Source organism: Rickettsia endosymbiont of Villa modesta, assembly GCF_964026485.1.
In the GTDB taxonomy this organism is placed as follows: Bacteria; Pseudomonadota; Alphaproteobacteria; order Rickettsiales; family Rickettsiaceae; genus Rickettsia; species Rickettsia asembonensis.
This window is the reverse complement of record NZ_OZ032157.1, coordinates 562,279-587,950: the sequence shown is the minus strand read 5'-3', so window position 1 is coordinate 587,950 and position 25,672 is coordinate 562,279. Positions and strand designations below refer to the sequence as shown.

The following is a 25,672-nucleotide window of genomic DNA, read 5'->3' as shown; positions in this document are numbered from 1 at the left end:
CTAAACTAATAAAATTTTTTTAAAAGGTTAATAAAATGGTATGCTGTTGCACGGCTAAAAAAAGTGTTTTATGTCATCCCCGCATGGATCGGTAAACCCACTGTGTGTCACCTAGTGGCTTGACCACGGGCTCCATAAAAACAATAAAAAATACTAATAATTTTAGTATTTTTAACTGGATCCCGTGGTCAAGCCACGTGTGACAGAGGTGAAATTAATCCACGCGGGTAATGCCATGCGGGAATGACATAATAGCCACGCAACAACACCATAAAATGGAATAAAATAACCTAGCACTTCTTCAAGTTATCTTATTCTTTATGTAATTCGTTACTTCTTCTACGACTTCTACAGCTGAAAGATCTGAAGTATCTATAATTAAAGCATCTGAAGCCGGCAATAACGGTGCGGCTTTTCGCTCTTTATCTCTTTTATCTCGCAAAATTATTTGCCGTAAAATCTCATCGAGTATACATGTTTTTCCTTTTGCTTGCAACTGCTTATATCGTCTTTCAGCCCTAATTTGAGGATTTGCAGTGATAAAAATCTTTAAATCGGCGTCAGGTGCAACAACAGTACCTATATCCCTACCCTCCATAATGATTCTTGGCGTTGTTTTTACTAGATTAATCAGATATTTATTTAGATTATTTCTAACTTCGCTTATTACGGCAATTTGTGAGGCTATATTCCCTATATCCTCATTTTCTAAGTCAAAATTATTATCGAGCTTTAATTCTTTAGATAAAGCAATTACTGCATCTATATCAGTAACATCTATTTTTTGATTAATACAGTCAAAAGCAAGCTGCCTATAAACAATACTTGACTGAAAATATTTAAGAGAAAATTTTTTTGCCAATATTAAACCTATAGTCCCTTTACCTGAAGCAGCAGGACCGTCAAGGGAAATAGTAAAATTTTGAGAAATATCAAAGGCTTTAGTTTTTAAATCCACCATAAAATTATAGACTAAATAATAAAATATTATAAATAATGGAAATAAAGCTTGAAATCTAGTACATTATGCAATAAATTCTAAATTTATTTACTGATAGGCTCTAAGGGTGATTAGCTCAGTTGGTTAGAGCATTACGTTGACATCGTAAAGGTCGGTGGTTCGAGTCCACTATCACCCACCATTATTTTTATAAAAGCTTAACTCTTAATAAAAACTAATTCACTATCAGATGAGTGTTTGGGACTAAATTCATAACCTAAATATGAGAAATTCTTAAGTAGCTCAGGTGAGTCAATTAGGTTGTTAGCAATAACCTTGACCATCGCCCCACGAGCCTTTTTAGCATTTATTCCAATTGTTGATAATTTATCATTCCTATTTTCTTTAAAATGAATATTAACTAATTGATATCTAAGCTTATTTGGATTTACTACAGAGGAATATTCTTGTGATGCTAAGTTGAGTAAATATTTATTTTCATGCTTAGCAAGGACTTTATTAATATAATCCGTGATTTCATCTTGCCAAAAGCTTGTTAAATTTATTTCATTTAGTTTTGTTGCCATTTCTAATCTATACGGCTTAATAGCATCTAGCGGTTTTAAGGCTCCGTAAAGACCTGATATAATAAGCAAATGTGATTGCAGGAAATTTAGTTCATGATTAGTTAGTTTTTCTACATGTATATTATTAAAAACATCTCCTGCATAAGCAAAAATAGCTGCTTTACTCTCTTGATTATTAAAACCCTTAAATCTTTCTTTATTTATATGTGCAAGCTTTGCACTTATATTCATTATTTCCGATAATTGATTCTCAGAATAGCTTTGGAGTGTAGAAAGTAACTGGTTAGTTAAATTAGGGAATATAGGAGTCGTTAGCTCTGTCTTAAGAGCTAACTTCACAAAATTAAGAGTTTTAGCGGAAGAAATAATAACAAGCATTTCTATCTAACCGGAGTACTCGGAAGAGATGAGGTGGTATTAGCGATATTTCTGTTAGTATTATCAATTGTTTTCATAATTGCATAACTTGGATCTAAAATTATTAAATATCTTATCATAAATACCCTGTTTTAATTTTACACTTAAGATAGTTGCCTATTATTATAATGTCAAGTGAGAGGAAAATTTTATTACCCTACCCTATAACATTTAAGTAATAATCTAAAGATTCTTCATAATATTTTTTTGAAGAGTTCTAAATCTTTAATATGAAGAGCCATGGAAAAAATATTATTATGTAATGCCATGCTTTTTATTATTTTCCACTTCTCTATAACACTATATTTAGACCATTCCATAACTTATCTACTCCTTAAATAAATTTTTAGGCATTCTGTAATAAACAATATTATAGAATTTATTGCTTTCAGGGAATTTGCGTTTGCGGATGGAGTACCAAAATTTCTAATTTCGATACGCTCTTGTTCTTTGAGAGACCGACTTAAATAATCTAAGATTAAATCTACTGCATCTTTAACATCTTCTTTGGAAAGATAATTCAGCTTATCATGTACTTTATCTATTAAATAATTCTTAGTAACCATTATTAAAAAATCGCTTTGATTCCGTTAAAACTATTTTTAAAAAAACTAGGTGCTATACTATCAAAATCTTCAAGAATTATGTCCATTAATTTTGGTTTTGGTTTTAATTGATAATCTTTAACTAGTAGATTAGCATTAATTTTCTTAACTTCCTGTAACCATTTTAATGCAGTATCTTCCGAGCCTATAGCATCCACAAGCTTTAACTTTAAAGCCTGACGACCTGAATATACTCGTCCGTCTGCAAGCTTTTTTACTTCTTCTATAGGAAGATTACGCCTCTCTGAAACAAGTTCAAGGAAAAAATTATAAGTATCTTCTATATTTTCCATAATGGCTACCCTCACTGCTTCCGTCAGTTTTTCGGTAGGATTTGGGACAGCTTTTAATTCACCCGATTTGAAATTATTAAACTTAATCCCCAATTTTTGAGCAAGCTCTGTTACCTCGGCTGTTTGTAGTATTACACCGATTGAACCCGTAATAGTTCCGTTATGGCTAATAATATAATCACCTCCGAGAGAAATTAAATAACCGCCGCTTGCAGCCATTGTTCCCATAACGATTACTACCGGCTTTTTTTCGGATATTTTGCGTAAGATATTATAAATTTTTTCAGAGCCGACTACCGTACCGCCGGGAGAATTTACGTTAACTATTAACGCTTTAATATGAGAATCATCGATTATTTTTTTGAGCTTTTTGTCACGCTTTTCGTCTTCAAGGATTATTTCATCTATTAATACGGAAGCTATATAGTCTTCATTACTATTAATAGGTAAAACCTCTTTTGGAGCAAAATCTTTACCGACTAGTAAGAATACGATAGCAATTAAAATAATAGCTGCTAGTTTCCAAATTAACAAACGAGATTTTATTTGTCTTCTTTCAATTAAATAATCAGGTGTTATACTCATGATTTTTTATGTTTTTAATTAGTATAATCAACGTCATTGTGGGGAAGATAAACCCTATCACTGCGAGCAGGCATTGCCCGCGTGGATCAATTTTACCTCTGTCATCCCGTGGCTTGACCACGGGATCCAGTTAAAAATACTAATTTAGTATTTTTTATTGTTTTTATGGACCCCGTGGTCAAGCCACGGGGTGACACAGTGACTTTACCGGTCCATACAACAATGCCCGCTCACAATGACGATACGACTATAAACCGTTTTTAGGGCGTTCAGGACTCTTCATCATCTCAAAAAACTCACCGTTGGTTTTAGTATGTTCAAGTTTTTTGAGTAAAAATTCTATTGCCTCACTGCTACCCATCGGATCGATAATACGACGAAGAACCCACATTTTATTTAATATTATTTTATCTACTAATAAATCTTCTTTTCTAGTTCCTGATCTAGTTATATCAATAGCCGGATAAATACGCTTATCGGCAATCTTACGGTCTAGAACTATCTCGGAATTACCTGTACCTTTAAATTCTTCAAAAATTACTTCATCCATACGAGAACCGGTTTCAATTAAAGCTGTACCGATTATAGTAAGCGAACCGCCGTTTTCGATATTTCTTGCTGCTCCGAAAAATCTTTTCGGTCTTTGTAGTGCATTAGCATCAACACCGCCCGTTAATACTTTCCCTGATGACGGCACTACGGTATTATAAGCACGAGCGAGTCGTGTTATCGCATCTACTAAAATTACCACGTCTTTTTTATGTTCTACTAAACGCTTTGCTTTTTCAATAACCATTTCTGCAAGCTGCACGTGCCTGCTTGCCGGTTCATCGAAAGTAGAGCTAACAACCTCTCCACGCACGGAACGTTGCATATCGGTTACTTCTTCAGGTCTTTCGTCTATTAACAGTACTATTAAAAATACTTCCGGATTATTAGTTGTAATTGCATGTGCTATATTTTGTAATAATACGGTTTTACCTGTACGAGGCGGTGCTACTATTAATGCACGTTGTCCTTTACCCATAGGGGCAACAAGTTCAATAACCCGTGTACTAAAATCCTTACTATCTTTACTATTATTTTCAAGTTCTAATCCTAATTTTTCATCAGGATATAAGGGAGTTAAATTATCAAAATGAACACGATGATAAGCTTTAGAAGGGTCTTCAAAATTTACTCTATTGACTTTCAGTAAAGCAAAATAACGTTCTCCGGCTTTTGGAGCTCTGATCTGACCTTCTACCGTATCACCGGTACGCAGACCAAAACGACGAATTTGACTAGGAGAAATATAAATATCATCAGGACCTGCTAAATAGTTTACTTCTGGCGAACGTAAAAAACCAAATCCGTCAGGTAGTACTTCAAGTACCCCTTCTCCCACTATTAAACCTCCCTGCTCTACAGATTTTTTCAAAATTGCAAAAACTAATTCTTGTTTAAGTAATGAATTAATATTTTCGATTTTTAATTCTTCTGCTTGAGCTTGTAGTTCCTCCGGTAATTTACGTTTTAATTGTTTTAAATTAATAATATTACCGTTTTCTGCAAAATTATTATGATTGTTATTGGATTCGGCATTGTTAAGTTCTTCTGTAGATTCTTTATTGGTTGTGTTCATTATTTTATTATTAATAGATTATAATTGAAAAGTTGAGTTAGCAATTAAGTTTAAAGGTAAGTAATATACTTATTTAAAATTAGGAAACAAATTAGTTTTTTAGAAAATTTTATTTATTCTTGCGGTTTGAAGAATTATTTATCTTGTTAGATTATAAGAGCTGCTTATGTATGTAAAAGCATACTAACAACGTAATAGCACATTGTCAACCCAAATCGTCATTGCGAGCTGGTATTGCCCGTGTGGATCAGTTTTCCCGTCATTGCGAGGAAATTGCATAGCAATTGACAAAGCATGGAAGAAAAAAAATTCTGATTTACAGAATTTTTTTATTATTTTTTCTAGATTGCCGCGTCGCCTACGGCTCCTCGCAATGACGGTTCAGGTATCCATGCGGGCAACGTTATCTACTCTCTAAGCACTATATCTTTTATAATTAATTGAATAGTATAATTATCTTGCCAATTATTGGTTTTTAACGTTCCTATTGCGGCAATATTTTTTGCTTTAGGGCTTAATAAAACATCTTCAAATGAAGTTCCTACCGAATTAAAAGCAATAGCAGCTAAGGCTTTATTACCAAAGCCTCGCTTATTTGGAACAAGCATACATTTAATATGCTTACTTCCAACGATATCTGCTTTTAATACAAATAAATCATCGAATTTAAATATAGGCTCATGATTTCCTTGACCGAAAGGCTCTAAAGTGTTTAATTCCTCCATTAAAGGAAAATTAACACTATTAACCGTTAAATCAATATCATATTCCGCATGCTTATAATTTTCTAGTTTATTTATACTAATTCTAAAAGCATTATTAAAAAAATTCTGCAATTCTTGTAATTTTTCAGCAGTTACGGTAAAACCTGCCGCCATAGCATGACCTCCGCCTGCTATTAGCAAATCTTTGCTTTTAGCATTGATAATCTCAGCACCGAAATCAATACCTAAAATAGAACGGCATGAAGCTTTACCAATCCCGTCATTTAAAGCCACAACCGCTACCGGCTTATCAAATTTTTCTTTTAATCTGCCGGCAACGATTCCTATAACACCTGGATGCCATCCTTCTTTTACGATAAATAATAAACTACTATCTTGTTGAGTTAAAGCAATTTCTGTTGCCTCTTCTATCATTAATAACTCAATTACTTTACGCTCATTATTATGTTTTTCAAGTTCTTCAGCTAATTTACTTGCTTCATTAGAACAACTAGTAGATAGGAGATTAGCCCCTAAACTTGACTTTCCTACTCTACCGCCTGCATTGATACGTGGACCTAGAATAAACCCTAAATGATAGCATTTCGGTATTTCATTAAGCCCTGCCATATCATATAATGTTTTAATCCCTATATTTTGCCTTTGTTGCATTACTTTCAATCCGCTTGCGACAAATGCACGATTTAAGCCTGTTAATTTCATCATATCACAAACAGTACCAAGAGCCACTAAATCTAGATATCTCATTAGATTAGGCTGAAGCATTGTTTGCGTGAAATAATGTTGCTTCTTTAAATTCGATAATATTGCAGTTGCAAATAAGAAAGCAACTCCTACGGCTGCCAAATGTTTACATTCGCTTTTTTCATCAATACGATTTGGATTTACTATAGCTACTGCATCAGGTAATATTTCCGTAGCTATATGATGATCGATTACTATAACATCAAGGTTAACGTCTTTTGCGTATTTTAGGGCTTCATGTGCCATAGCACCGCAATCAACCGTAATTAATAATTCTGTGCCGTTATCTTTAATTTTTTGCATAGCAAAAGGAGTGGGGCCGTATCCTTCAGCTATACGATCGGGAACATAAATATCACATATTATATTTAAATCTCTAAAAATATTTTTAAGTAAAGCGGCTGAAGTAGCACCGTCCACATCATAATCGGCAAAGATACATATTTTTTGGTTATTTAAAATAGCTTTAACTGTTCTATCTACAGCCTTTTCCATATCGAGTAGATGAAAAGGATTAGGTAGTAAATTTTTGATTTTCGGTATCAAAAAATTTTCTACTTCCTCTAGATTATTTACTCTTAATGACACTATCCTAGCCAGTAAATCACTAATTTTGAAACTACGACATAACTCGGTGACTATATCTTCGTTAATCAGTTTCTGCTGCCAGATTTTACCGTTTATAGATGCTTGTGGTTTCATTTAGTGACTCCTATGTCATTCCCGCGTGGCATTGTTGCGTGGACCAACTTCACCTCTGTCATCCCGTGGCTTGACCACGGGATCCAGTTAAAATACCAAAATTATTAGTATTTGTTTATTATTTTTATGGACCCCGTGGTCAAGCCACGGGGTGACACAGTGGGTTTTACCGGTCCACGCAACAATGCCTACTCACAATGACGTATATACTTGTTGGTATACGAAGCTCAATTTGGAAAAGAGCAAGGCGTTTTGAAGCTTTTAACCGCAGCGTACATACTAGTACGTGAGGATTAAAAGCAAAAAACCACGTAGCCAATTTTTCAAATTCAGCGAGTATACACTTATATCTCTGAAAGTTTCTTAGCCTCGTCATCTGCAATTAAAGCTTCAACAAACTCATCTAATTGTCCGTTTTTAACTACTTCGTCTATCTTATAAAGTGTTAAGTTTATTCTATGGTCGGATACTCTTCCCTGTGGGAAATTATAAGTACGTATCCGTTCCGAACGATCTCCCGAACCTACCTGCCCTCGTCTACTGTCGGCTCTTTCTTGTTCTTTTTGGCGGCGTTCTTCCTCATAAATTCTAGCACGTAGAATTTTTAATGCCTTTGCTTTATTTTTATGCTGTGACTTCTCATCTTGCAAGGCTACGGTAATACCGGTAGGGATATGAGTGATACGTACGGCAGAATCGGTAGTATTAACATGCTGCCCACCAGCCCCTGAAGCTCTATAAGTATCGATTCTTAAGTCTTTATCTTCAATTTTAATATCAACCTCTTCAGCTTCAGGAAGTACTGCAACCGTTGCTGCCGAAGTGTGAATACGTCCTTGTGATTCCGTTTCCGGTACTCTCTGCACTCTATGAACGCCTGACTCAAATTTGAGCTTAGAGAATACATCTTTGCCTTTTATCGACGCCGATGCTTCTTTATAACCGCCTATTCCCGTATCGGAAATTGCTAATATCTCAAAACGCCATCCTTTTAACTCGGCATATCGTTGGTACATATTGAAAAGTACGGCAGCAAAAAGTGCGGCTTCTTCTCCGCCGCTTCCTGCTCTAACTTCAATAATAGCACTTTTACTATCCGCATCATCCTTCGGTAATAAAGCAATTTTTACGGCTCTTTCAAGTTTTGGTAACGAATTTTCAAGGGTGTGTATTTCGTCTTCAATCATTTCTAAAGTGGCATTATCAAGTCCCACTTCTAGCTTAAAATTATTTGCTTCTTCAAGCTCAGATTTAGCTTTATTATATTCTTTAATTTTTGCTACAACATCTTCAAGTTCGGCATATTCTTTAGATGCCTTAACAAACTCGTCTCCCATAATGCCGGAAGATAGTTTTTTACCTAAATTTTCATATTTATCTAAAATTTTTGCTAAATTATCTGAAAAACTCATGTTATGTTTGATTTATTTTTATTATTGTCATACCGCGACTTGTGAGCTAGATCCAGATTAAAATACTATAATATTAGTATTTTAAATTGTTTTTATGGATCCCGTGGTCAAGCCACGGGACGACACAGAGGTGAAATTGATCCACATGGGCAATGCTCGCAATGACCATTTATATCAGCATCAAAGCGGGACTTTCTATAAACTTCTTAAATGCTGCCAAAAACTCAGCACCGACTGCTCCGTCTACTACTCGGTGATCGGCAGAAAGAGTTACGTCCATAATTGTTGCTATAATTACTTGATCATTCTTGACTATAGCACGTTTTGCACTAGCTCCAACGCCCATTATACAGCTTTGCGGTGGATTTATTATAGCATTGAAATTCTTAATACCGTACATACCAAGGTTAGAAATGGTAAACCCTCCGCCCTGAAATTCTTCAGGGGTTAATTTATTATCTTTTGCTTTCTTTATTAATTCTTTCATTTCACGAGATAGCTCTATAATGTTTTTTTGATTGGCATTTTTAACTATCGGCGTAACAAGCCCGTTCTCAATCGCTACCGCTACTGAAATATCGACATTATTGTAATACCTAATTGCATCTTCTCCCCAGCTAGCATTGGCATTTGGTACTTCTTGTAAAGCTTTGGCTACTGCTAAAATAATAAAATCATTAACCGATATCCTTGTTGATTTATCTTCAGAAAAAGATTTATTAATGTCTTCTCTTATATCTAACAATTTATCGACATTACATTCTATAGATAAATAAAAATGTGGTACTGTTTGTTTAGATTCAAGCAGACGCTTAGCTATAATCCTGCGGATATTATTATTTGGTACTAAACGATACTCTTCAGGATTTCTACTAACTATTTTATTATGAACAATGTTAGGAGTATATGATAAGATATCTTGTTTGACTATTCTACCGTGCGGACCTCTACCTTTCACGCTCTCAAGTCTAATATTTCCCATTTTTGCAAGTCTTTTTGCTAGTGGTGAGACGAATATTTTACTAGCATCATGTTTTATAACTGCTACCTGTTCTTCTACCTTAGCTATATTCTCGTGGGGTTTTGGAAGGTTAGCATCTGTTTTCGGTGACGGTGATACATTATTATTTTTTGCAATAAACGCATCAATGTCCGTTTTTTCTTCACCCTCTTCGCTTAACACGGCAATTAAAGAGTTAACAGGTACATTTTGACTATTTTGTGGGATAACTATTTTGGCAAGTATACCTTCGTCTACTGCTTCTACTTCCATCGTTGCTTTATCGGTTTCAATTTCGGCAATTACTTCCCCGGGATTAACTTTATCCCCTTCTTTTTTTAACCACCTAGCTAGATTTCCTTCCGTCATAGTTGGAGATAAAGCAGGCATTAAAATTTTAATCGGCATAACTTATGTAGATTTGATTTTTTATTATTGTTTTAAAAAGCTGAGATCCCGCGATCAAGTCGCGGGATCTCAGGATACAGCCTGTAATACAAGATCCCGTGGTCAAGCCACGGGATGACATCACAGCTATCACACCTTAATATCAGGGCTAACTATCATTATCATCTGCTTACCTTCCATTTTAGCATGCTGATCGATTTTAATGAGTCCTTCGAGTCCTAATTCTATACGTTTAAATAGTTCTTGACCGACCTCTTTATGAAGAATCTCTCGTCCCTTAAACCATAAAGAAATTTTTACTTTATCTCCGTCTTTTAAAAATTCTTTTATTTTTCTTAGCTTAGTTTCAAAATCACCTATACTAATATTAGGTTTAAATTTCATTTCTTTAAGTACGACGATTTTTTGCTTTTTGCGTGCTTCATGCAAACGCTTTTTGCTTTCGTACTTAAACTTACCAAAATCTAGAATTTTACAGACAGGGGGTACAGCATTCGGTGATATCTCGACTAAGTCAAGACCAGCTCTTTCCGCCATATCTAATGCTTCTCTAATATTTACGACGCCGTGCATTTCGCCGTTTTCGCCTACTAGACGAACTTCTCTAGCTCTGATTTCTCTATTAGCCTTAGGAAAATTATTTTTAGAAATAAAATTTCTCCGTATTATGTTTGTAAATAAATATATATTGCATTTAACTTATTTTATTTAAAATTACAAGTAAATAAAATATTTTATCTTTATCTTTAATTTTATTTAGAAAGTTTTAAAAAAAATTGAAACTACAAGACAAATTCCAAATATTAATAAACAGATTCGTGTTAATTTAGCGGCTCTTTCCTGTATTTTCAAGTTTTTTAGGTCTATAGCATGCTTATGAGCTTGTTCTTTTTGTGCCATATGCATTAATTCCTGTAAAGTACCGGGATAAATACTCTCATACTCACTGATTAAATCAATTGGCGGTAATATATGTTCAAATTTTTTACGGTAAAAATTATTATCAGGCTCGTTTACACTAAAAGTCTTAGCATAACCTTTATTTAATCTATTATTTTTGTTAAAAAAACGTTTAGTCTCTTTCATATTCCTTTTTTATTTTTTGAAATGTATATAATATATTACTTTCAACTATTTTAAAATAATCAATTAATTGCGTTTCTTTTTTTTGCCGTTGTTTGGAGCTTTTCATATTTATTATATTCTTGAGCTCTGCATATACTAGTTTTATAAAACTTTGTTTCATTGATTATACTAAATTTATAAAATCTTTTTTTGGTATTAGTGGTTCGCCCCTAAAATTTATAGCATTATTAAATTTATTGCAACAGCTTATAAAATTTTATCACATCCGGTAATAATTTTTACTTCCTCGGCATCTTTGGCAGCATCCGGTATAATATCCTCTAATATAATCAAATCACCGAAATTACTTAGAACTTTACTGTTAAAATGATTTTCGCCGAATATAATTTGACCGCCGTTATAATAGCCGTTTTCTTTATCTAAATCTAGTATTCTTAAACTTTCCTTGAGCATTTCTTTAACCTTATATACCTCTAGTAAATGAAAAATTGTCAAAGAAGTCAGCAAGTGTTATTAAGTAAGAATGGATTTATAGAAAATTAACATCAGTAGAAAAAGAAGAATTAAAGCTTTACCATAGAAGCGAAAGGGATAAGAGGATTTGTGATAGAATCAAAGCTGTTCTCATGTATGATGATAGCTATAGTATTGATGAGATATCGAAAGTGTTATTACTGAGTGATGAAGGGATAAGAAAACATTTAATAGATTATCATAATGCTCAGAAGCTTAAGCCTGGAAATGGCGGTAGTGATAGTAAACTTACTAGACAGGAGGAAGCAGAGTTAATAGTTCATCTAGAAAATAATAATTATGTGTATGCTAGAGATATAGGTTTGTTCATAGAACGTCAATATGGAGTAATCTATACATTAGCTGGGGTAATCAAGCTATTACACAGACTTGGTTTTAGTTATCAGAAACCTAAGTTAATTCCTGGAAAAATAGATTTAGCTAAGCAAGAGGAATTTAAGCTGCAATATAGTTTGCTAAAAAATAATTTAGCTAAAGATGAGTCTATTTATTTTATGGATAGTGTTCATCCTCAATACCAAACTCGAGCAAGATTTGGTTGGATTAGAAAGAATGTAGTTAAAACATTACCAAGTTTCAGTGGTTGGAAGCGTAAACATATTATTGGTGCTATTAATCTTAAGGATTTAGAGGTAGTAACAACTGACAATCCTAAGGTTAATGGTGATTATATTATTGAATTTTTAAAGAAATTAGAAGCAAATAATCAAGATAAAAGTAAGATTTATTTGATATGCGATAATGCTGGATATCATAGGTCAAAAAAGGTAAAAGAATATCTACAATACAGTAAAATAGAGTTACTATTTTTGCCAGCATATAGTCCTAATTTGAATCCAATTGAACGACTGTGGAAATTTATGCATTCTGTTGTAAGTAACAATAAATTTTATGCGAATTTTGAGACATTTACTGATTCTATAGAGGGTGTCAGAAAGTTTGTGTAAGTTGTAAAAATAGTTAAGAATAAAATTAATTAAAACAACTTACATGAGGCTAATATGAAGAATAAGAGCAAAGTATCAAATCCGACTATAGAAAAAGTAGTATCAGAAATACTATCACAAAGTGATCCATCTGAGATATTTGGCAAAGAAGGGATATTTCAGGAATTTAAAAAGCAGATAGTAAATAAGATTTTAGAGAAAGAAATGGAATCTCATATAGGTTATGAGAAGCATTCTAAGAATGCCAAGGAGTCAGAGAATAGACGTAATGGCAATTATGAAAAGACTTTAATAGATCCTGAAGGTCGTAAATTGACAGTAGAAGTGCCAAGGGATCGGGATGGAGAATTTGAACCTCAACTCATTCCAAAAGGAGTACGAAAATTTGAAGGATTTGATGATAAAGTAATATCCTTATATGCTAGGGGAATGACCATTAGGGAAATACAAGGACACTTAGAAGAACTATATGCTACCAAGGTATCATCTGAGTTAATATCAAAGGTAACTGATGGTATTTTAGAGGAAGTTACTGCCTGGCAGAATAGAGCACTTGATAGTGTATACTTCTTTTACCTGAAGAATTGGTAGTATTAGATATTAATTATCCATAAGAACATTGATTATTCGCTCATCTAAATATTCATTTTCCAACTTTTCAAGTTAAAGAAGTATATATCCTATAATGTACTTAGATTGTATTCATGTTAAAGCAAGAGATACGCATGTAATAATAAATAAAGCAATATATATGGCTATAGGAGTTAATATGGGAGGCAAGAAGGAGCTATTAGGTATTTGGATAGGTAAGAATGAGGGTTCTAAATTTTGGATGCAGGTAGTAACAGAACTGAAGAATCGAGGAGTTGAACAAATATATGTTGCATGTGTTGATGGTCTTAAAGGTTTTCCAGAGGCGATAAATAGCATTTTTCCAAGAACCATAGTACAGTTGTGTATTGTGCATATGGTAAGAAATTCTGTAAAATACGTATCATACAAAGATTTAAAATCGGTAACAGCTGATTTAAAGGCAGTTTATTCTGCAATAAATGAAGCAGAGGGATTGAGAGAATTACAAAACTTTGCCAAAAAATGGGATGAAAAATATCCAGTTATTTTTGATATATGGCAACGAAATTGGTCTGGCATAGCTCCATTTTTTAGCTTTCCAGAAGACATTAGAAAGGCGATTTACACTACTAATGCTATTGAATCCACTAACCGTCAAATTCGTAAAATTATTAAAAATAAGGGAGTATTTCCAGATGATAAATCAATGCAGAAAATAATCTTTTTGGCATTGACAAATGCCTCTAAAAAATGGACAATGCCTATTAAGAATTGGGCAATGGCTTTAAATCAATTTGCAATCCTTTGTGATACTAATTTACAAAATTGGACAAATGGCGAAATCGTACTTACACAAAGAATCTGACAGAACCGAAATTTTATTTTTATATTTTTCAATATTTTCAAAAAATATTCGTATAGAATCAGTAAATGTCTCAAAATTCGCATAAAATTTATTGTTACTTACAACAGAATGCATAAATTTCCACAGTCGTTCAATTGGATTCAAATTAGGACTATATGCTGGCAAAAATAGTAACTCTATTTTACTGTATTGTAGATATTCTTTTACCTTTTTTGACCTATGATATCCAGCATTATCGCATATCAAATAAATCTTACTTTTATCTTGATTATTTGCTTCTAATTCCTTTAAAAATTCAATAATATAATCACCATTAACCTTAGGATTGTCAGTTGTTACTACCTCTAAATCCTTAAGATTAATAGCACCAATAATATGTTTACGCTTCCAACCACTGAAACTTGGTAATGTTTTAACTACATTCTTTCTAATCCAACCAAATCTTGCTCGAGTTTGGTATTGAGGATGAACACTATCCATAAAATAAATAGACTCATCTTTAGCTAAATTATTTTTTAGCAAACTATATTGCAGCTTAAATTCCTCTTGCTTAGCTAAATCTATTTTTCCAGGAATTAACTTAGGTTTCTGATAACTAAAACCAAGTCTGTGTAATAGCTTGATTACCCCAGCTAATGTATAGATTACTCCATATTGACGTTCTATGAACAAACCTATATCTCTAGCATACACATAATTATTATTTTCTAGATGAACTATTAACTCTGCTTCCTCCTGTCTAGTAAGGTTACTATCACTACCGCCATTTCCAGGCCTAAGCTTCTGAGCATTATGATAATCTATTAAATGTTTTCTTATCCCTTCATCACTCAGTAATAACACTTTCGATATCTCATCAATACTATAGCTATCATCATACGTGAGAACAGCTTTGATTCTATCACAAATCCTCTTATCCCTTTCGCTTCTATGGTAAAGCTTTAATTCTTCTTTTTCTACTGATGTTAATTTTCTATAAATCCATTCTTACTTAATAACACTTGCTGACTTCTTTGACAATTTTTCATTTACTAGAGGTATATATGCAATAAGTCTAATGAGTACATAAGCAAATAAGTTTTGTTACCCATTACTTTAATTTTTTCTTTAGAAAAGATAGTATTGTTTTTGAGAAGAGATATAGGAAATTGAGAAAAGAAAATTATAGTCTTAAAAGCAAACAATTAGTTAAAGATAGTGACAGTAAATATTTGGACTGAGTAATTACTTATATAAATATAAGCAATATACTAATTTAGTCTTTAAGGAGGTAATCCAGCCGCAGGTTCCCCTACGGCTACCTTGTTACGACTTCACCCCAGTCGCTAATTTTACCGTGGTTGGCTGCCTCTTGCGTTAGCTTACCACCTTCAGGTAAAACCAACTCCCATGGCGTGACGGGCAGTGTGTACAAGGCCCGAGAACGTATTCACCGCGGCATGCTGATCCGCGATTACTAGCGATTCCAACTTCATGCTCTCGAGTTGCAGAGAACAATCCGAACTGAGATGTCTTTTAGGGATTTGCTCCACGTCGCCGTCTTGCTTCCCTCTGTAAACACCATTGTAGCACGCGTGTAGCCCAACCCGTAAGGGCCATGATGACTTGACGTCGTCCCCACCTTCCTCCGGCTTATCACCGGCAGTTTTCTTATAGTTCCCGGCATTACCCGCTGGCAAATAAGAATGAGGGTTGCGCTCGTTGCGGGACTTAACCCAACATCTCACGACACGAGCTGACGACAGCCATGCAACACCTGTGTGTGGTCCAGCCGAGCTGAAGGAAAGCATCTCTGCGATCCGCAACCACCATGTCAAGGGTTGGTAAGGTTTTTCGCGTAACATCGAATTAAACCGCATGCTCCACCGCTTGTGCGAGCCCCCGTCAATTCCTTTGAGTTTTAATCTTGCGACCGTACTCCCCAGGCGGAGTGCTTAATGCGTTAGCTGCGAAACCGAAAGAGAATCCTCCGATATCTAGCACTCATCGTTTACGGCGTGGACTACCAGGGTATCTAATCCTGTTTGCTCCCCACGCTTTCGTGCATCAGCGTCAGTTGTAGCCCAGATGACCGCCTTCGCCACCGGTGTTCCTCCTAATATCTAAGAATTTCACCTCTACACTAGGAATTCCATCATCCCCTACTACACTCTAGATTAGTAGTTTTGAAAGCAATTCCGAGGTTAAGCCCCGGGCTTTCACTTCCAACTTACTAAACCGCCTACGCACTCTTTACGCCCAGTAATTCCGAACAACGCTAGCCCCCTCCGTCTTACCGCGGCTGCTGGCACGGAGTTAGCCGGGGCTTTTTCTGCAAGTAACGTCATTATCTTCCTTGCTAAAAGAGCTTTACAACCCTAAGACCTTCATCACTCACTCGGTATTGCTGGATCAGGCTTTCGCCCATTGTCCAATATTCCCCACTGCTGCCTCCCGTAGGAGTCTGGGCCGTGTCTCAGTCCCAGTGTGGCTGATCATCCTCTCAGACCAGCTACAGATCGTCGGCTTGGTGAGCCGTTACCTCACCAACTACCTAATCTGACGCGGGCTCATCCATCAGCGATAAATCTTTCCTCCGTAGAGAATATACGGTATTAGCTTTTATTTCTAAAAGTTATTCCGTACTGATGGGCAGATTCCCACGTGTTACTCACCCGTCTGCCACTAACTAATAGGAGCAAGCCCCAATTAGTCCGTCCGACTTGCATGTGTTAAGCATACCGATAGCGTTCGTTCTGAGCCAGGATCAAACTCTCAAGTTTGATTCTGTCAGTTTTACTTTAAAAAATTGACAGGTTTAATTATCACCTTTGTGATATGTACATGTTTACTGTCACTATCTATATCTAATTATTTACTTTTAAAAACAGCTGCGACTTTTTTTCATTTATCGCTTTGGATAGGTGTAGTTATATGCAATATAATCAGCCCTGTCAACTACAATTTTGAAATTATTTTATTTTTTTTATTTTTGTTCTATATATCTAATTTAGATCCTTCTTTTGCAGCTTATAATCATTACAAAACTTTAGTTAAAATCTAATCACCACTAATGCTAATATTCTTTATTACATACTGTGCAGATATCTATTACTCATTGATATAGTATTTAATAAATACCTATCTCAATCATAACTTTTCATGCTCATATAAAATATCATGAATAATTTGTAAATTCTTAACAGCATAAAGAGCATCTAATGGAGCAATTAAAGCTTTCCACAAAGCCCAGCCTCTTGCTCTATCCCAAGTATCATCATCTAAGGCTAGCTTTTCTTTAAAAACTTTTCTTGCTTCATTTTGAAGAAAAGTCCAAATTTTTACTAAATCACAAGCAGGATCGCCAACACTCATACCTCCAAAATCAATTACTGCATCAAGTTTGCCATTTTTTATAATAATATTACCGCTTGCAAAATCACCATGAATCCATACAGGTTTTTTATTCCACTGAGAATTTAATGCTTTTTCCCAAACAGATAGAGCTTTATCTACATCAACCAAATTTTTTAAGTTTTTAATTGCTGATTTTGTCTCAAGGTTATAAACTGCAAGATTACCCCCACGCCAAAAATTATGAGTACCTGGAATAGGTCCATCAGTTATATCAATCTTATGTAATTCATTTAGAAATTTTGCTAAATCAGAAGCAATTAGAGATAAATTTAAGCTACTAGCATCAAAGCTATTTGCACTTTCTCCTTTAATCCATTTATATATTGACCAATTCCAAGGATAATTTTTTGAAGGTTTACCTAAAGCTAAAGGCTTAGGGATATGAAATGACAAATTAGGTGCTAATACTGGTAACCATTTTTGTTCTTTTGAAACCGCATCTACATATTTTTCTGCACTTGGTAATCTAATCAACATTTCATCGCCTAAATGAAAGGTCCTATTATCGTGACCACTAAATTCAACCGCTTTAATTGATAAATTAGCCCAATTAGGGAATTGTTCTGCAATAAGTTCTTTTGCTAGAAGCTCTGTAATTTCTATATTCATAACTTTTTGCCTATTATTAAGTGATCAAGTAACAGGATGACAGCGGTAGAATTGATTCATGCAATAATGCTGGGCTAGTGATGGCATACAGGGTTTTTCAAGAATTGTCCTATACTATAATTCTAACCTCCGGAACGCCCGGCTTTCAAATCCAACTCTTTTAAATCGAATTTTATATCGATTATTGCTCCCTCTTCTTCTCTGTTTGCGATATCTAAAACACCGCAATGTTCTTCGACTATTCTCTTGACTATAGCAAGCCCTACCCCCATACCTTTACTACTGGTCGTAACATAGCTTTCGGTAGCTTTGCCTATTAGCTCAGGCGGAAATCCCTTACCGTTATCAATTACAATGACGCTAATAAAATCGTCTTTAGCATCTATAGTAACTTCTATTTTTCCGGATTCTCGCCCTTCTATTGACTCTTCTGCGTTTTTCAATAAATTGATCATAACTTGATTTATTTGGGTAGCATCACACATAAAATCAAATTGATCTACGTTAGACTCAAATTTATACAAAATATTATCATTAAGTAATTTACGTGCTTCAACAATATGCTTAACTAAATAAACTAATTCACTTTTCGTAAATTTAGGAGCAGGAAGACGTGCAAAAAGAACAAATTCGGACACTATATTTTTAATATCGTTAGTATGACGAATAATCATTTTTAAATAATTTTCAAATTCTGCCTTTTCCTTAATTTCAGGACTAAATTTCTTAAGCAATCTTTCAGAAGCAAGTAAAATAGGAGTTAACGGGTTCTTGATTTCATGGGCTACTTTTTTTGCAACATCCGACCAAGCCATAGCCCTCTGTGCTATAACTAAATCACGTTGCTGGCGGGCAAGCTGCTTAATCATTCTATTAAATGCCTCATAAAGCGTACCTATTTCGTCTTTATCTACTTCATTTTCAGGCACTTGTACCGTTAAATCACCATCTTTAACTTTGTCAGTTGCAGTAACTAATTTTTTAATAGGCTTTACTATTTTAGCGGTAAATATAACCCCAAAACTTATAGCTACAAAAAGAAGTAATAAGGCAATAAAGATAAACATTATAGAGAACTTAATCTGTATATTATCTATTTCGTTTTTAAGGCTATTATACTCGGCAGCTGCTCCGTTAGTTGCATCTACATGGTCGATAATTTTATTATCTACTAATCTACCGACTAATAAATACACATCATTATATTCTTTTAATTTAATCAGCATCCTTATTTTGGTTGGATCGGATTTTACTTCCACCGGTTCCCCTAAATCCGCTTTTTTAATTAAATGTGCGGGAATAGTTGCAAATGATAATGAAAAACTCAAATAACTATTAGCTACTATAGTATTAGTAGATTTATTTAAAACTATAGCTTCATCAAGCGAACGCATCTCTGCTTCGGTATTAAGTGTTTTAGTAAATAAAGCGGGATTATGAATTAAATCATAATACATATCGCTTAAATCTTCAGCAACGGCTAGAGCCGTTTCTTTTAGCTGTAATTTATGCTCGGCAATATAAGATTCCGCAACTATTACGGATTGATCAAGAACTGTAGAAATCTTCTTATCAAACCAAGCTTGAACACTAAGATTAAAAAAATAAACAGAAAATACTGAGACAATTATAGTTGGAATAGCTGCAACTAAACTAAAGGCAATTACAATACGATTTTGTAATTTAGAACTATCGTTATTACTATTTTGAGTAAAAAATTTTTGAGTTAGTAAAACGCCTAAAATTAAAAAAATTGCTAAATCAACTAATAAAAATCCAATAATCGTACTAAAATTCTTTGATTCTAAAGATATCACATAAAAAGTAGCACAGGCAAAAATAATAGCTGCTATTGCTAAAGTAAAAATTAGTACTCTACTAGAAAAATAAGAACGTAAATTTTGTTTAATATAACTAAGCATAGATATGGCTATAACAATTCTTTATAACATAAAAAAAGCTAATTGGGAATATTTATACTTTAATGTCATTCTTGCGGAAGCAAGAACCCAAAAAAAGCGAGATAACCTAAGCTTTTAAAAAGCTTTAAAGTAATGGATTCCCACTTCCGCGGGAATGACATCGAGCCATGCGAGCAACACCCGTGGCTTTGTTGCAAGGAAAATTACAAAGTAATTTGACGAAAAAATCTACATAACAAAAAAGCTAGAAATATTAATATTTCTAGCTTTTTATTTAGTATTAAAATTGTTTGAAATCTTATTCATCAAACATTTTTTTACGAGCAAATTTTCTCTGTCTTCTCGCTGCTTCTTGTGCTTTACGAACACGCTTCGCTGAAGGTGTTTCATAATAACGCTGTTCTTTCATCTTACGAAAATAAAGCTCTCTTTGTAGCTTTTTCTTAAAATTCTTAAGCGTATTGTCACAATTACCGGCGTGAACATTTACTAGTATCACTAAAATTACTCTCCTTAAAAGATATTGTGGTTTACTGAACTATACCCTATAATTAAGTTATATGTCAAGGTTAAAAAATATGAGCATTAAAGAAGAACACCATATCAAAAAAATAAGTTTCGTGCAATCTTTATTAGAATTATTACCGTTTAATGAATGGAATAATAAACTACTTGAGGAAGCAGAAGAAAAATGCGGCTTTGCAAAAGGTTATGCTTTAATAGTTTTTCCGGAAGGTTTATCTGAAATAATAGAATTCTTTGAAAGCTACTTAGATAATATTATGCTAGAAAGCTTAAAGACAATAGAAGAGCCGGCAAAAATAAGAGATCAAATATCTTTAGCGGTAAAGATTAGGATCAAAACCGTACTCCCTATTATTCATAGTAAGAATGCCGCTTATTTTGCGTTAAACCCAATGCAAGAAACTGAAGTTGCATTCCGTAGTTGTGATGCTATTTGGCATTATACCGGCGATAAATCTCTTGATTTTAACTATTATACTAAAAGAGGTTTATTGCTATCGGTTTATGTCTCCTCTATTCTTTTTTACATACAAGACGAATCGGAGAATTATATTGAAACCGATAAATTTATAGAGACTTCCGTAGAAAATATAGTAAAAACTTTCTCGCAGATGAAAAAACTACTCGACCCTTCAAATATACCCATAGTTAGAATGTTTACGTAGGTATATATTTAATGGGGCAAAATATATTTTTGTGTAATATTAATTATTTGGTAGCTTTAAAATAAACCCATGATTAATAATTGACACTATATGTATATTATATATAATATTCTATTTTAGAATTTATTAAGTGATATAATTATGAAAGCTTTACATAGTAGCATTGATAAAAACGGTAGATTATTAATTCCTCATCAAATTAGAAACGCTATGAAACTTAAAGCAGGCGATTCTTTCATTATAAATAAAGTTAATAATGAACTACATTTAGTAACTCTTCATGAGGCTGTAAAGGAAGCTCAAGCATTGTTTAAACAACATGGTTCTAAATCAGAATCATTTGTTGATGAATTTTTAAAGCAGAAATATCAAGAAGCAAATAAAGAAAATTCGAAGTTTTAATTTATGGTCTAATAATGTCTTCTCATAATGATAAATCTGTGATTCTAGATAGCTCTTCCTTGATAGCTTTACTTGCTGAAGAAAAAGGACAGGAAAAAATTATAGAAGTACTACCTTACGCTGTAATGAGTACTGTAAATATTGCAGAAGTAGTAAAATTCTTGATAGACCGAAAAGGTTTAACAAGAGAGCGAACACATAAGCTAATACAAAATCTCATTCCAACAATTTTACCTTTTGATGAGGAGCAGGCTTTTTTAAGCGGAGAGCTAATAACCAAAACTAAACAACTAGGATTATCACTTGGTGATAGAGCTTGTCTTGCTCTTGCACTATCAAAACATTATCCAGTATATACAGCAGATAAAGCGTGGGCTAGCTTACAATTAAGTTGCAATATTTTTTTGATTCGCTAATTTTATTTTTATAGAGCTTAAATACTTCATTTAAAAAACTCTTCTGATTCTTTTGCTGATAACCACGGTGATTGTTGTTCAATATTTGCCGCTGCTTTCCCCCAATAATTATCTTTAAGATTTTCTATCCAAGCTTTATCTCTTATTTCTTCAAAAGAAAACTCATTATTTTTCTTATATTTTGAAAATATTCCTCCTACATCCAGAATAGGATATAACACAGTTTTGGCATTAGAAGGTTTCTTGGTTTTCATTTGTCCCTTAAAAATTAAATAGTTTAGTACAAATTATGTATTTATCTATTTGTCATTATCTATTATTATAAACCAAACTATTATAATAATTTCTAAAATAATGACAAATACTAAATATTATCCTGAAGTTAGTTCAAATGCTGATTTTGCGGCTATAGAGCAAGAAATACTAAAATTTTGGCAAGACAATAATATATTCCAAAAATCTATTGATGATAGGAATGGAGAGTCAGAATTTATTTTTTATGACGGACCACCTTTTGCCAACGGTTTGCCGCATTACGGTCACTTGCTTACTGGTTTTATTAAAGACGTATATGCTAGATACCAAACGGTTAAAGGCAAAAAAGTTGAGCGTCGCTTTGGCTGGGACTGTCACGGTCTTCCTGCTGAAATGCAATCAGAGAAAGAGCTGGGTATTTCAGGGCGTCTTGCAATAACTAATTTCGGTATAGAGAAGTTCAATAGCCATTGCAGAGCTTCGGTAATGAAATATGCCAGCGACTGGGAAGAATATGTAACTCGTCAAGCAAGATGGGTAGATTTTAAAAATTCTTATAAAACGATGGATAAGAATTTTATGGAATCCGTACTTTGGGCATTTAAGGAGTTACATAATAAGGGGTTATTGTATGAATCTATGCGGGTAATGCCTTATTCTTGGGCATGCGAAACACCGCTTTCTAATTTTGAAACAAGACTTGATAATTCTTATCGTGAGCGAGCAGATAAAGCTGTAACGGTGAGTTTTGTACTATGTCATCCTAAAAACATAACCGATGTCATTCCCGCGAAAGCGGGAATCCAGGAAAAAATGGATCCCCGCCTACGCGGGGATGACATTGAAGAGGGCGGTGATTATAAAGAATACCGTATACTTGCTTGGACGACAACACCTTGGACATTACCGTCAAATTTAGCTTTAGCAGTCGGTAGTGATATCGATTATGCATTAGTCCCTAAAGAAAATATTTGTTATATAATAGCTGCCGCGTCAGTTTCTAAATATGCTAAAGAATTAGGGCTTAGCGGTGAAGAAAATTTTGAGATAATTAAGGGCTCAGAGCTTCAAGGATTGAGCTATAAGCCTTTATTCGACTATTTCAAGAATCATCCAAACAGCTTTAAGATATTTGCAGGCGATTTCGTGGTTGAGGGTGATGGCACGGGTGTTGTACATATGGCTCCGGGCTTTGGTGAAGATGACCAAATACTTTGCGAATCAAAAGGAATCTCACTTGTTTGTCCTGTTGATAATAGCGGTAAATTCACTAAAGAAATTCCTGATTTAGAGGGCTTACAAGTATTTGATGCAAACGACAAAATAATAATCAAACTGAAAGAACAAGGAAACTGGCTTAAAACCGAGCAGTATATTCACAATTACCCTCATTGCTGGCGAACAGATACGCCTCTTATATATAAGGCTGTTCCTTCATGGTATGTAAAGGTAACGCAATTTAAAGATAGAATGGTAGAGCTTAATCAGCAAATAAATTGGATTCCACATCATGTTAAAGATAATTTATTCGGTAAGTGGCTTGAAAATGCCCGTGATTGGTCAATAAGCCGTAATAGATTTTGGGGAACGCCGCTGCCTGTATGGAAATCAGACGATCCAAAATATCCACGTATAGATGTTTACGGTTCTATAGAGGAATTAGAGAAAGATTTCGGCGTTAAAGTTACTGATTTACATCGTCCGTTTATCGATGAACTTACTAGGGTCAATCCTGATGATCCAACCGGTAAATCAACGATGCGTAGAATCGAAGACGTGTTTGATTGCTGGTTTGAAAGCGGTTCAATGCCATACGGGCAAGCCCACTACCCTTTTGAAAATAAAGAATGGTTTGAGGATCATTTTCCGGCTGATTTTATAGTTGAGTATTCAGCTCAAACACGTGGTTGGTTTTATACTTTAATGGTGCTATCTACCGCTTTATTTGATCGTCCGCCGTTTTTAAATTGTATATGCCACGGCGTGATTTTAGACGCTACCGGTCAAAAGCTCTCAAAGCGTCTTAATAACTACGCTGATCCGCTGGAATTATTTGATAAATACGGCTCTGATGCTTTAAGAGTTACGATGCTATCTTCAAACGTTGTTAAAGGTCAGGAGCTATTAATCGATAAAGACGGTAAGATGGTGTTTGATACGCTTCGTCTATTCATCAAACCTATCTGGAATGCTTACCATTTCTTTACGATGTATGCTAATGCCGATTCGCTTAAAGGTGAGCTTAATTTTAGCTCTAAAAACGTGCTTGATGTTTATATATTATCTAAGCTTAAAATAGCCGTACAAAAAATTGAAGAGAGTTTAGATAATTTCGATACGCAAACAGCTTATCATACAGTTTCAGAATTTTTTGAAGTGTTAAATAACTGGTATATAAGACGAAGCCGAGCTAGATTTTGGAAAAGCGAAAAAGATGCAGATAAACAAAATGCCCATAATACTCTATATTCATGTTTAGAGACCATGGCTATTGCGATGTCGGCATTAGTGCCTATGATTTCGGAGGCGATATATAAGGGACTAATGGACAGAAATGTCATCCCGCGACTTGATCGCGGGATCTCAGGAGATAAGCCTGTGGCACAAGATCCCGTGGTCAAGCCACGGGATGACACCCCATCAGTGCCTCGCAATGACGGGTCTATTTCCGTCCACCTATGCAACTACCCTAATCTCTCAAACTTTGAGATAAATCACGAGCTAGTTGCAACTATGGATAACGTGCTTGATATTTGTAGTAATAGCCTGTTTATTAGAAGTACTGAAAATATACGAGTAAGACAACCGCTTGCAACTATAACTATCATTAGTAAACATAATGATAAACTAAAAAGCTTTGAAGATTTAATAAAAGACGAAATTAATGTTAAATCAGTAATTTATCGCGACGATCTAGAGAATTACGCAAGCAAAAAACTATCGATTAATTTCCCAATGCTTGGTAAACGTCTTCCCGCTAAAATGAAAGAGATTATAGCCGCTTCTAAAAAAGGCGAGTGGGAAGCTATCGCAGGCGGTTTAGCTATATGCGGTGAAATCTTAAATAGTGACGAATATAAGCTAGTTTTAGAGCCGCACGTGCATATCAAAGGAGCAGCAAGTTTTGAGAATAATAGTAGCTTGTTAATACTTGATTTAGAACTAACAGCTGAGTTAATAGAGGAAGGATACGCAAGAGACATTGTACGCTTCATACAACAGGCTCGAAAAGATGCTGATTTCTCTATAACCGACAGGATTTTAATTGAGATAATAAGCGAGTTTGATTTATCTAAGACAATTGATAATTATGGAGACTTTATTAAAGAACAAACTTTAGGCGAGTTTTCTAAAAATTTCACGCCTGATTATGTAAGTAAAGTAGAATTAGAGAACCATCAAATACAACTTAAAGTTAAGAGATCGTAAATTATC

24 protein-coding genes, 1 tRNA gene, 1 rRNA gene and 6 pseudogenes are annotated in these 25,672 nt (G+C 34.2%); 9 read left to right on the top strand and 23 right to left on the bottom strand.

The features are described from left to right. Positions 1-104 precede the first annotated feature (104 nt). Positions 105-203: a proline/betaine transporter gene (locus AC5584_RS03345; protein ID WP_499217111.1), complete on the top strand. Its 99-nt coding sequence runs from the start codon at positions 105-107 to the stop codon at positions 201-203. On the opposite strand, the gene AC5584_RS03340 is transcribed toward AC5584_RS03345, so the two are convergent. Beyond that, positions 172-297, bottom strand: coding sequence for a hypothetical protein (locus AC5584_RS03340; RefSeq protein ID WP_499217110.1), 126 nt, complete (start codon positions 295-297; stop codon positions 172-174). The genes AC5584_RS03345 and AC5584_RS03340 overlap by 32 nt on opposite strands. Before the next feature lie 4 nt (positions 298-301). Continuing rightward, positions 302-961: a (d)CMP kinase gene (gene cmk, locus AC5584_RS03335; RefSeq protein ID WP_499216824.1), complete on the bottom strand. Its 660-nt coding sequence runs from the start codon at positions 959-961 to the stop codon at positions 302-304. A gap of 104 nt (positions 962-1,065) precedes the next feature. On the opposite strand from cmk, the gene AC5584_RS03330 reads away from it, so the two are divergent. Further along, positions 1,066-1,142: transfer RNA gene (locus AC5584_RS03330), tRNA-Val, on the top strand. A 16-nt stretch (positions 1,143-1,158) separates the two neighbouring features. Here AC5584_RS03330 and AC5584_RS03325 read toward each other — a convergent pair. From AC5584_RS03325 to AC5584_RS03260, 14 genes and pseudogenes are all read right to left on the bottom strand, one after another. Then, positions 1,159-1,905 (bottom strand): YaaA family protein, encoded by a 747-nt coding sequence (locus AC5584_RS03325; protein WP_499216823.1) that lies wholly within the window; start codon positions 1,903-1,905, stop codon positions 1,159-1,161. A 233-nt stretch (positions 1,906-2,138) separates the two neighbouring features. Further along, positions 2,139-2,264: a hypothetical protein gene (locus tag AC5584_RS03320; RefSeq protein ID WP_499216822.1), complete on the bottom strand. Its 126-nt coding sequence runs from the start codon at positions 2,262-2,264 to the stop codon at positions 2,139-2,141. 7 nt (positions 2,265-2,271) lie between these two features. Then, positions 2,272-2,510 (bottom strand): annotated as a pseudogene (locus AC5584_RS03315) (HU family DNA-binding protein). Between the two features lie 2 nt (positions 2,511-2,512). After that, positions 2,513-3,427: a signal peptide peptidase SppA gene (sppA, locus tag AC5584_RS03310; protein ID WP_410527244.1), complete on the bottom strand. Its 915-nt coding sequence runs from the start codon at positions 3,425-3,427 to the stop codon at positions 2,513-2,515. Positions 3,428-3,528: 101 nt separating this feature from the next. Further along, positions 3,529-3,624: a palindromic element RPE4 domain-containing protein gene (locus tag AC5584_RS03305; RefSeq protein ID WP_499217109.1), complete on the bottom strand. Its 96-nt coding sequence runs from the start codon at positions 3,622-3,624 to the stop codon at positions 3,529-3,531. 50 nt (positions 3,625-3,674) lie between these two features. After that, a complete protein-coding gene (gene rho / locus AC5584_RS03300) occupies positions 3,675-5,051 on the bottom strand; it encodes a transcription termination factor Rho (protein WP_410527243.1) in 1,377 nt (458 codons plus the stop codon). Between the two features lie 407 nt (positions 5,052-5,458). Then, a complete protein-coding gene (gene recJ / locus AC5584_RS03295) occupies positions 5,459-7,222 on the bottom strand; it encodes a single-stranded-DNA-specific exonuclease RecJ (protein WP_499216821.1) in 1,764 nt (587 codons plus the stop codon). A gap of 23 nt (positions 7,223-7,245) precedes the next feature. Continuing rightward, positions 7,246-7,410, bottom strand: a pseudogene (locus AC5584_RS03290) (tRNA lysidine(34) synthetase TilS); the annotation flags it as partial. Between the two features lie 156 nt (positions 7,411-7,566). Further along, entirely contained in the window at positions 7,567-8,634 is a 1,068-nt protein-coding gene (gene prfA, locus AC5584_RS03285) for a peptide chain release factor 1 (RefSeq protein WP_499216820.1), read from the bottom strand. A gap of 169 nt (positions 8,635-8,803) precedes the next feature. Then, a complete protein-coding gene (locus tag AC5584_RS03280) occupies positions 8,804-10,042 on the bottom strand; it encodes a pyruvate dehydrogenase complex dihydrolipoamide acetyltransferase (protein WP_499216819.1) in 1,239 nt (412 codons plus the stop codon). Continuing rightward, positions 10,032-10,163 carry a hypothetical protein gene (locus tag AC5584_RS03275; RefSeq protein WP_499216818.1) on the bottom strand — a complete coding sequence of 44 codons (132 nt, stop codon included), beginning with the start codon at positions 10,161-10,163 and terminating at the stop codon, positions 10,032-10,034. The genes AC5584_RS03280 and AC5584_RS03275 overlap by 11 nt, the downstream gene beginning before the upstream one ends. Positions 10,164-10,171: 8 nt before the next feature. Next, positions 10,172-10,657 carry a translation initiation factor IF-3 gene (gene infC, locus AC5584_RS03270; protein WP_458575379.1) on the bottom strand — a complete coding sequence of 162 codons (486 nt, stop codon included), beginning with the start codon at positions 10,655-10,657 and terminating at the stop codon, positions 10,172-10,174. Between the two features lie 141 nt (positions 10,658-10,798). Beyond that, positions 10,799-11,128 carry a DUF2335 domain-containing protein gene (locus AC5584_RS03265; protein ID WP_499216817.1) on the bottom strand — a complete coding sequence of 110 codons (330 nt, stop codon included), beginning with the start codon at positions 11,126-11,128 and terminating at the stop codon, positions 10,799-10,801. Positions 11,129-11,291: 163 nt separating this feature from the next. Further along, positions 11,292-11,461, bottom strand: a pseudogene (locus tag AC5584_RS03260) (phage BR0599 family protein). Positions 11,462-11,655: 194 nt separating this feature from the next. Between AC5584_RS03260 and AC5584_RS03255 the strand changes: the two are divergent. From AC5584_RS03255 to AC5584_RS03245, 3 genes and pseudogenes are all read left to right on the top strand, one after another. Next, on the top strand, positions 11,656-12,609 hold the full coding sequence (locus tag AC5584_RS03255) for an IS630 family transposase (RefSeq protein ID WP_499216935.1): 954 nt from the start codon (positions 11,656-11,658) through the stop codon (positions 12,607-12,609). A 54-nt stretch (positions 12,610-12,663) separates the two neighbouring features. Beyond that, positions 12,664-13,176: pseudogene (locus AC5584_RS03250) on the top strand (transposase); the annotation flags it as partial. 103 nt (positions 13,177-13,279) lie between these two features. Next, positions 13,280-14,047 (top strand): annotated as a pseudogene (locus AC5584_RS03245) (IS256 family transposase); the annotation flags it as partial. Here the strand turns inward: AC5584_RS03245 and AC5584_RS03240 are convergent. The 6 genes and pseudogenes from AC5584_RS03240 to rpsU form a co-directional block, all read right to left on the bottom strand. Next, on the bottom strand, positions 14,000-14,944 hold the full coding sequence (locus AC5584_RS03240; RefSeq protein ID WP_499216934.1) for an IS630 family transposase: 945 nt from the start codon (positions 14,942-14,944) through the stop codon (positions 14,000-14,002). The pseudogene AC5584_RS03245 and the gene AC5584_RS03240 overlap by 48 nt on opposite strands. Positions 14,945-15,310: 366 nt before the next feature. Next, positions 15,311-16,809 (bottom strand): 16S ribosomal RNA (locus AC5584_RS03235). A gap of 367 nt (positions 16,810-17,176) precedes the next feature. Further along, positions 17,177-17,920, bottom strand: a complete 744-nt coding sequence (locus AC5584_RS03230; RefSeq protein WP_499216933.1) for an aminoglycoside phosphotransferase family protein — start codon at positions 17,918-17,920, stop codon at positions 17,177-17,179. After that, positions 17,909-18,052 (bottom strand): annotated as a pseudogene (locus AC5584_RS03225) (acetyltransferase); the annotation flags it as partial. The gene AC5584_RS03230 and the pseudogene AC5584_RS03225, both read right to left, overlap by 12 nt. Positions 18,053-18,174: 122 nt before the next feature. Next, positions 18,175-19,974: a sensor histidine kinase NtrY-like gene (locus AC5584_RS03220; protein ID WP_499216816.1), complete on the bottom strand. Its 1,800-nt coding sequence runs from the start codon at positions 19,972-19,974 to the stop codon at positions 18,175-18,177. 298 nt (positions 19,975-20,272) lie between these two features. Next, positions 20,273-20,473 (bottom strand): 30S ribosomal protein S21, encoded by a 201-nt coding sequence (rpsU, locus tag AC5584_RS03215; protein WP_012148483.1) that lies wholly within the window; start codon positions 20,471-20,473, stop codon positions 20,273-20,275. Positions 20,474-20,552: 79 nt separating this feature from the next. On the opposite strand from rpsU, the gene AC5584_RS03210 reads away from it, so the two are divergent. The 3 genes from AC5584_RS03210 to AC5584_RS03200 all read left to right on the top strand — a co-directional run bounded on the left by AC5584_RS03210 (position 20,553) and on the right by AC5584_RS03200 (position 21,982). Continuing rightward, the gene (locus AC5584_RS03210; RefSeq protein WP_499216815.1) at positions 20,553-21,164 is read left to right on the top strand and encodes a COQ9 family protein; all 612 of its coding nucleotides are present in this window, start codon (positions 20,553-20,555) and stop codon (positions 21,162-21,164) included. Between the two features lie 141 nt (positions 21,165-21,305). Continuing rightward, positions 21,306-21,566, top strand: a complete 261-nt coding sequence (locus tag AC5584_RS03205) for an AbrB/MazE/SpoVT family DNA-binding domain-containing protein (RefSeq protein WP_499216814.1) — start codon at positions 21,306-21,308, stop codon at positions 21,564-21,566. 14 nt (positions 21,567-21,580) lie between these two features. Beyond that, positions 21,581-21,982 carry a type II toxin-antitoxin system VapC family toxin gene (locus AC5584_RS03200; protein WP_499216813.1) on the top strand — a complete coding sequence of 134 codons (402 nt, stop codon included), beginning with the start codon at positions 21,581-21,583 and terminating at the stop codon, positions 21,980-21,982. Positions 21,983-22,008: 26 nt separating this feature from the next. On the opposite strand, the gene AC5584_RS03195 is transcribed toward AC5584_RS03200, so the two are convergent. Then, positions 22,009-22,236: a hypothetical protein gene (locus tag AC5584_RS03195; protein ID WP_410527913.1), complete on the bottom strand. Its 228-nt coding sequence runs from the start codon at positions 22,234-22,236 to the stop codon at positions 22,009-22,011. 100 nt (positions 22,237-22,336) lie between these two features. Here AC5584_RS03195 and ileS point away from each other — a divergent pair, with 100 nt between their 5' ends. Beyond that, a complete protein-coding gene (ileS, locus tag AC5584_RS03190) occupies positions 22,337-25,666 on the top strand; it encodes an isoleucine--tRNA ligase (protein WP_499216932.1) in 3,330 nt (1,109 codons plus the stop codon). Positions 25,667-25,672: the final 6 nt, after the last annotated feature.

Bases quoted from the DNA above. Each gene is read 5' to 3' on its own strand.
- cmk (WP_499216824.1), bottom strand. From the start codon at position 961: ATGGTGGATTTAAAAACTAAAGCCTTTGATATTTCTCAAAATTTTACT.
- AC5584_RS03325 (WP_499216823.1), bottom strand. From the start codon at position 1,905: ATGCTTGTTATTATTTCTTCCGCTAAAACTCTTAATTTTGTGAAGTTA.
- AC5584_RS03320 (WP_499216822.1), bottom strand. From the start codon at position 2,264: ATGGAATGGTCTAAATATAGTGTTATAGAGAAGTGGAAAATAATAAAA.
- sppA (WP_410527244.1), bottom strand. From the start codon at position 3,427: ATGAGTATAACACCTGATTATTTAATTGAAAGAAGACAAATAAAATCT.
- rho (WP_410527243.1), bottom strand. From the start codon at position 5,051: ATGAACACAACCAATAAAGAATCTACAGAAGAACTTAACAATGCCGAA.
- recJ (WP_499216821.1), bottom strand. From the start codon at position 7,222: ATGAAACCACAAGCATCTATAAACGGTAAAATCTGGCAGCAGAAACTG.
- prfA (WP_499216820.1), bottom strand. From the start codon at position 8,634: ATGAGTTTTTCAGATAATTTAGCAAAAATTTTAGATAAATATGAAAAT.
- AC5584_RS03280 (WP_499216819.1), bottom strand. From the start codon at position 10,042: ATGCCGATTAAAATTTTAATGCCTGCTTTATCTCCAACTATGACGGAA.
- AC5584_RS03275 (WP_499216818.1), bottom strand. From the start codon at position 10,163: ATGTCATCCCGTGGCTTGACCACGGGATCTTGTATTACAGGCTGTATC.
- AC5584_RS03265 (WP_499216817.1), bottom strand. From the start codon at position 11,128: ATGAAAGAGACTAAACGTTTTTTTAACAAAAATAATAGATTAAATAAA.
- AC5584_RS03230 (WP_499216933.1), bottom strand. From the start codon at position 17,920: ATGTTGATTAGATTACCAAGTGCAGAAAAATATGTAGATGCGGTTTCA.
- AC5584_RS03220 (WP_499216816.1), bottom strand. From the start codon at position 19,974: ATGCTTAGTTATATTAAACAAAATTTACGTTCTTATTTTTCTAGTAGA.
- AC5584_RS03210 (WP_499216815.1), top strand. From the start codon at position 20,553: ATGAGCATTAAAGAAGAACACCATATCAAAAAAATAAGTTTCGTGCAA.
- AC5584_RS03205 (WP_499216814.1), top strand. From the start codon at position 21,306: ATGAAAGCTTTACATAGTAGCATTGATAAAAACGGTAGATTATTAATT.
- AC5584_RS03200 (WP_499216813.1), top strand. From the start codon at position 21,581: ATGTCTTCTCATAATGATAAATCTGTGATTCTAGATAGCTCTTCCTTG.
- AC5584_RS03195 (WP_410527913.1), bottom strand. From the start codon at position 22,236: ATGAAAACCAAGAAACCTTCTAATGCCAAAACTGTGTTATATCCTATT.
- ileS (WP_499216932.1), top strand. From the start codon at position 22,337: ATGACAAATACTAAATATTATCCTGAAGTTAGTTCAAATGCTGATTTT.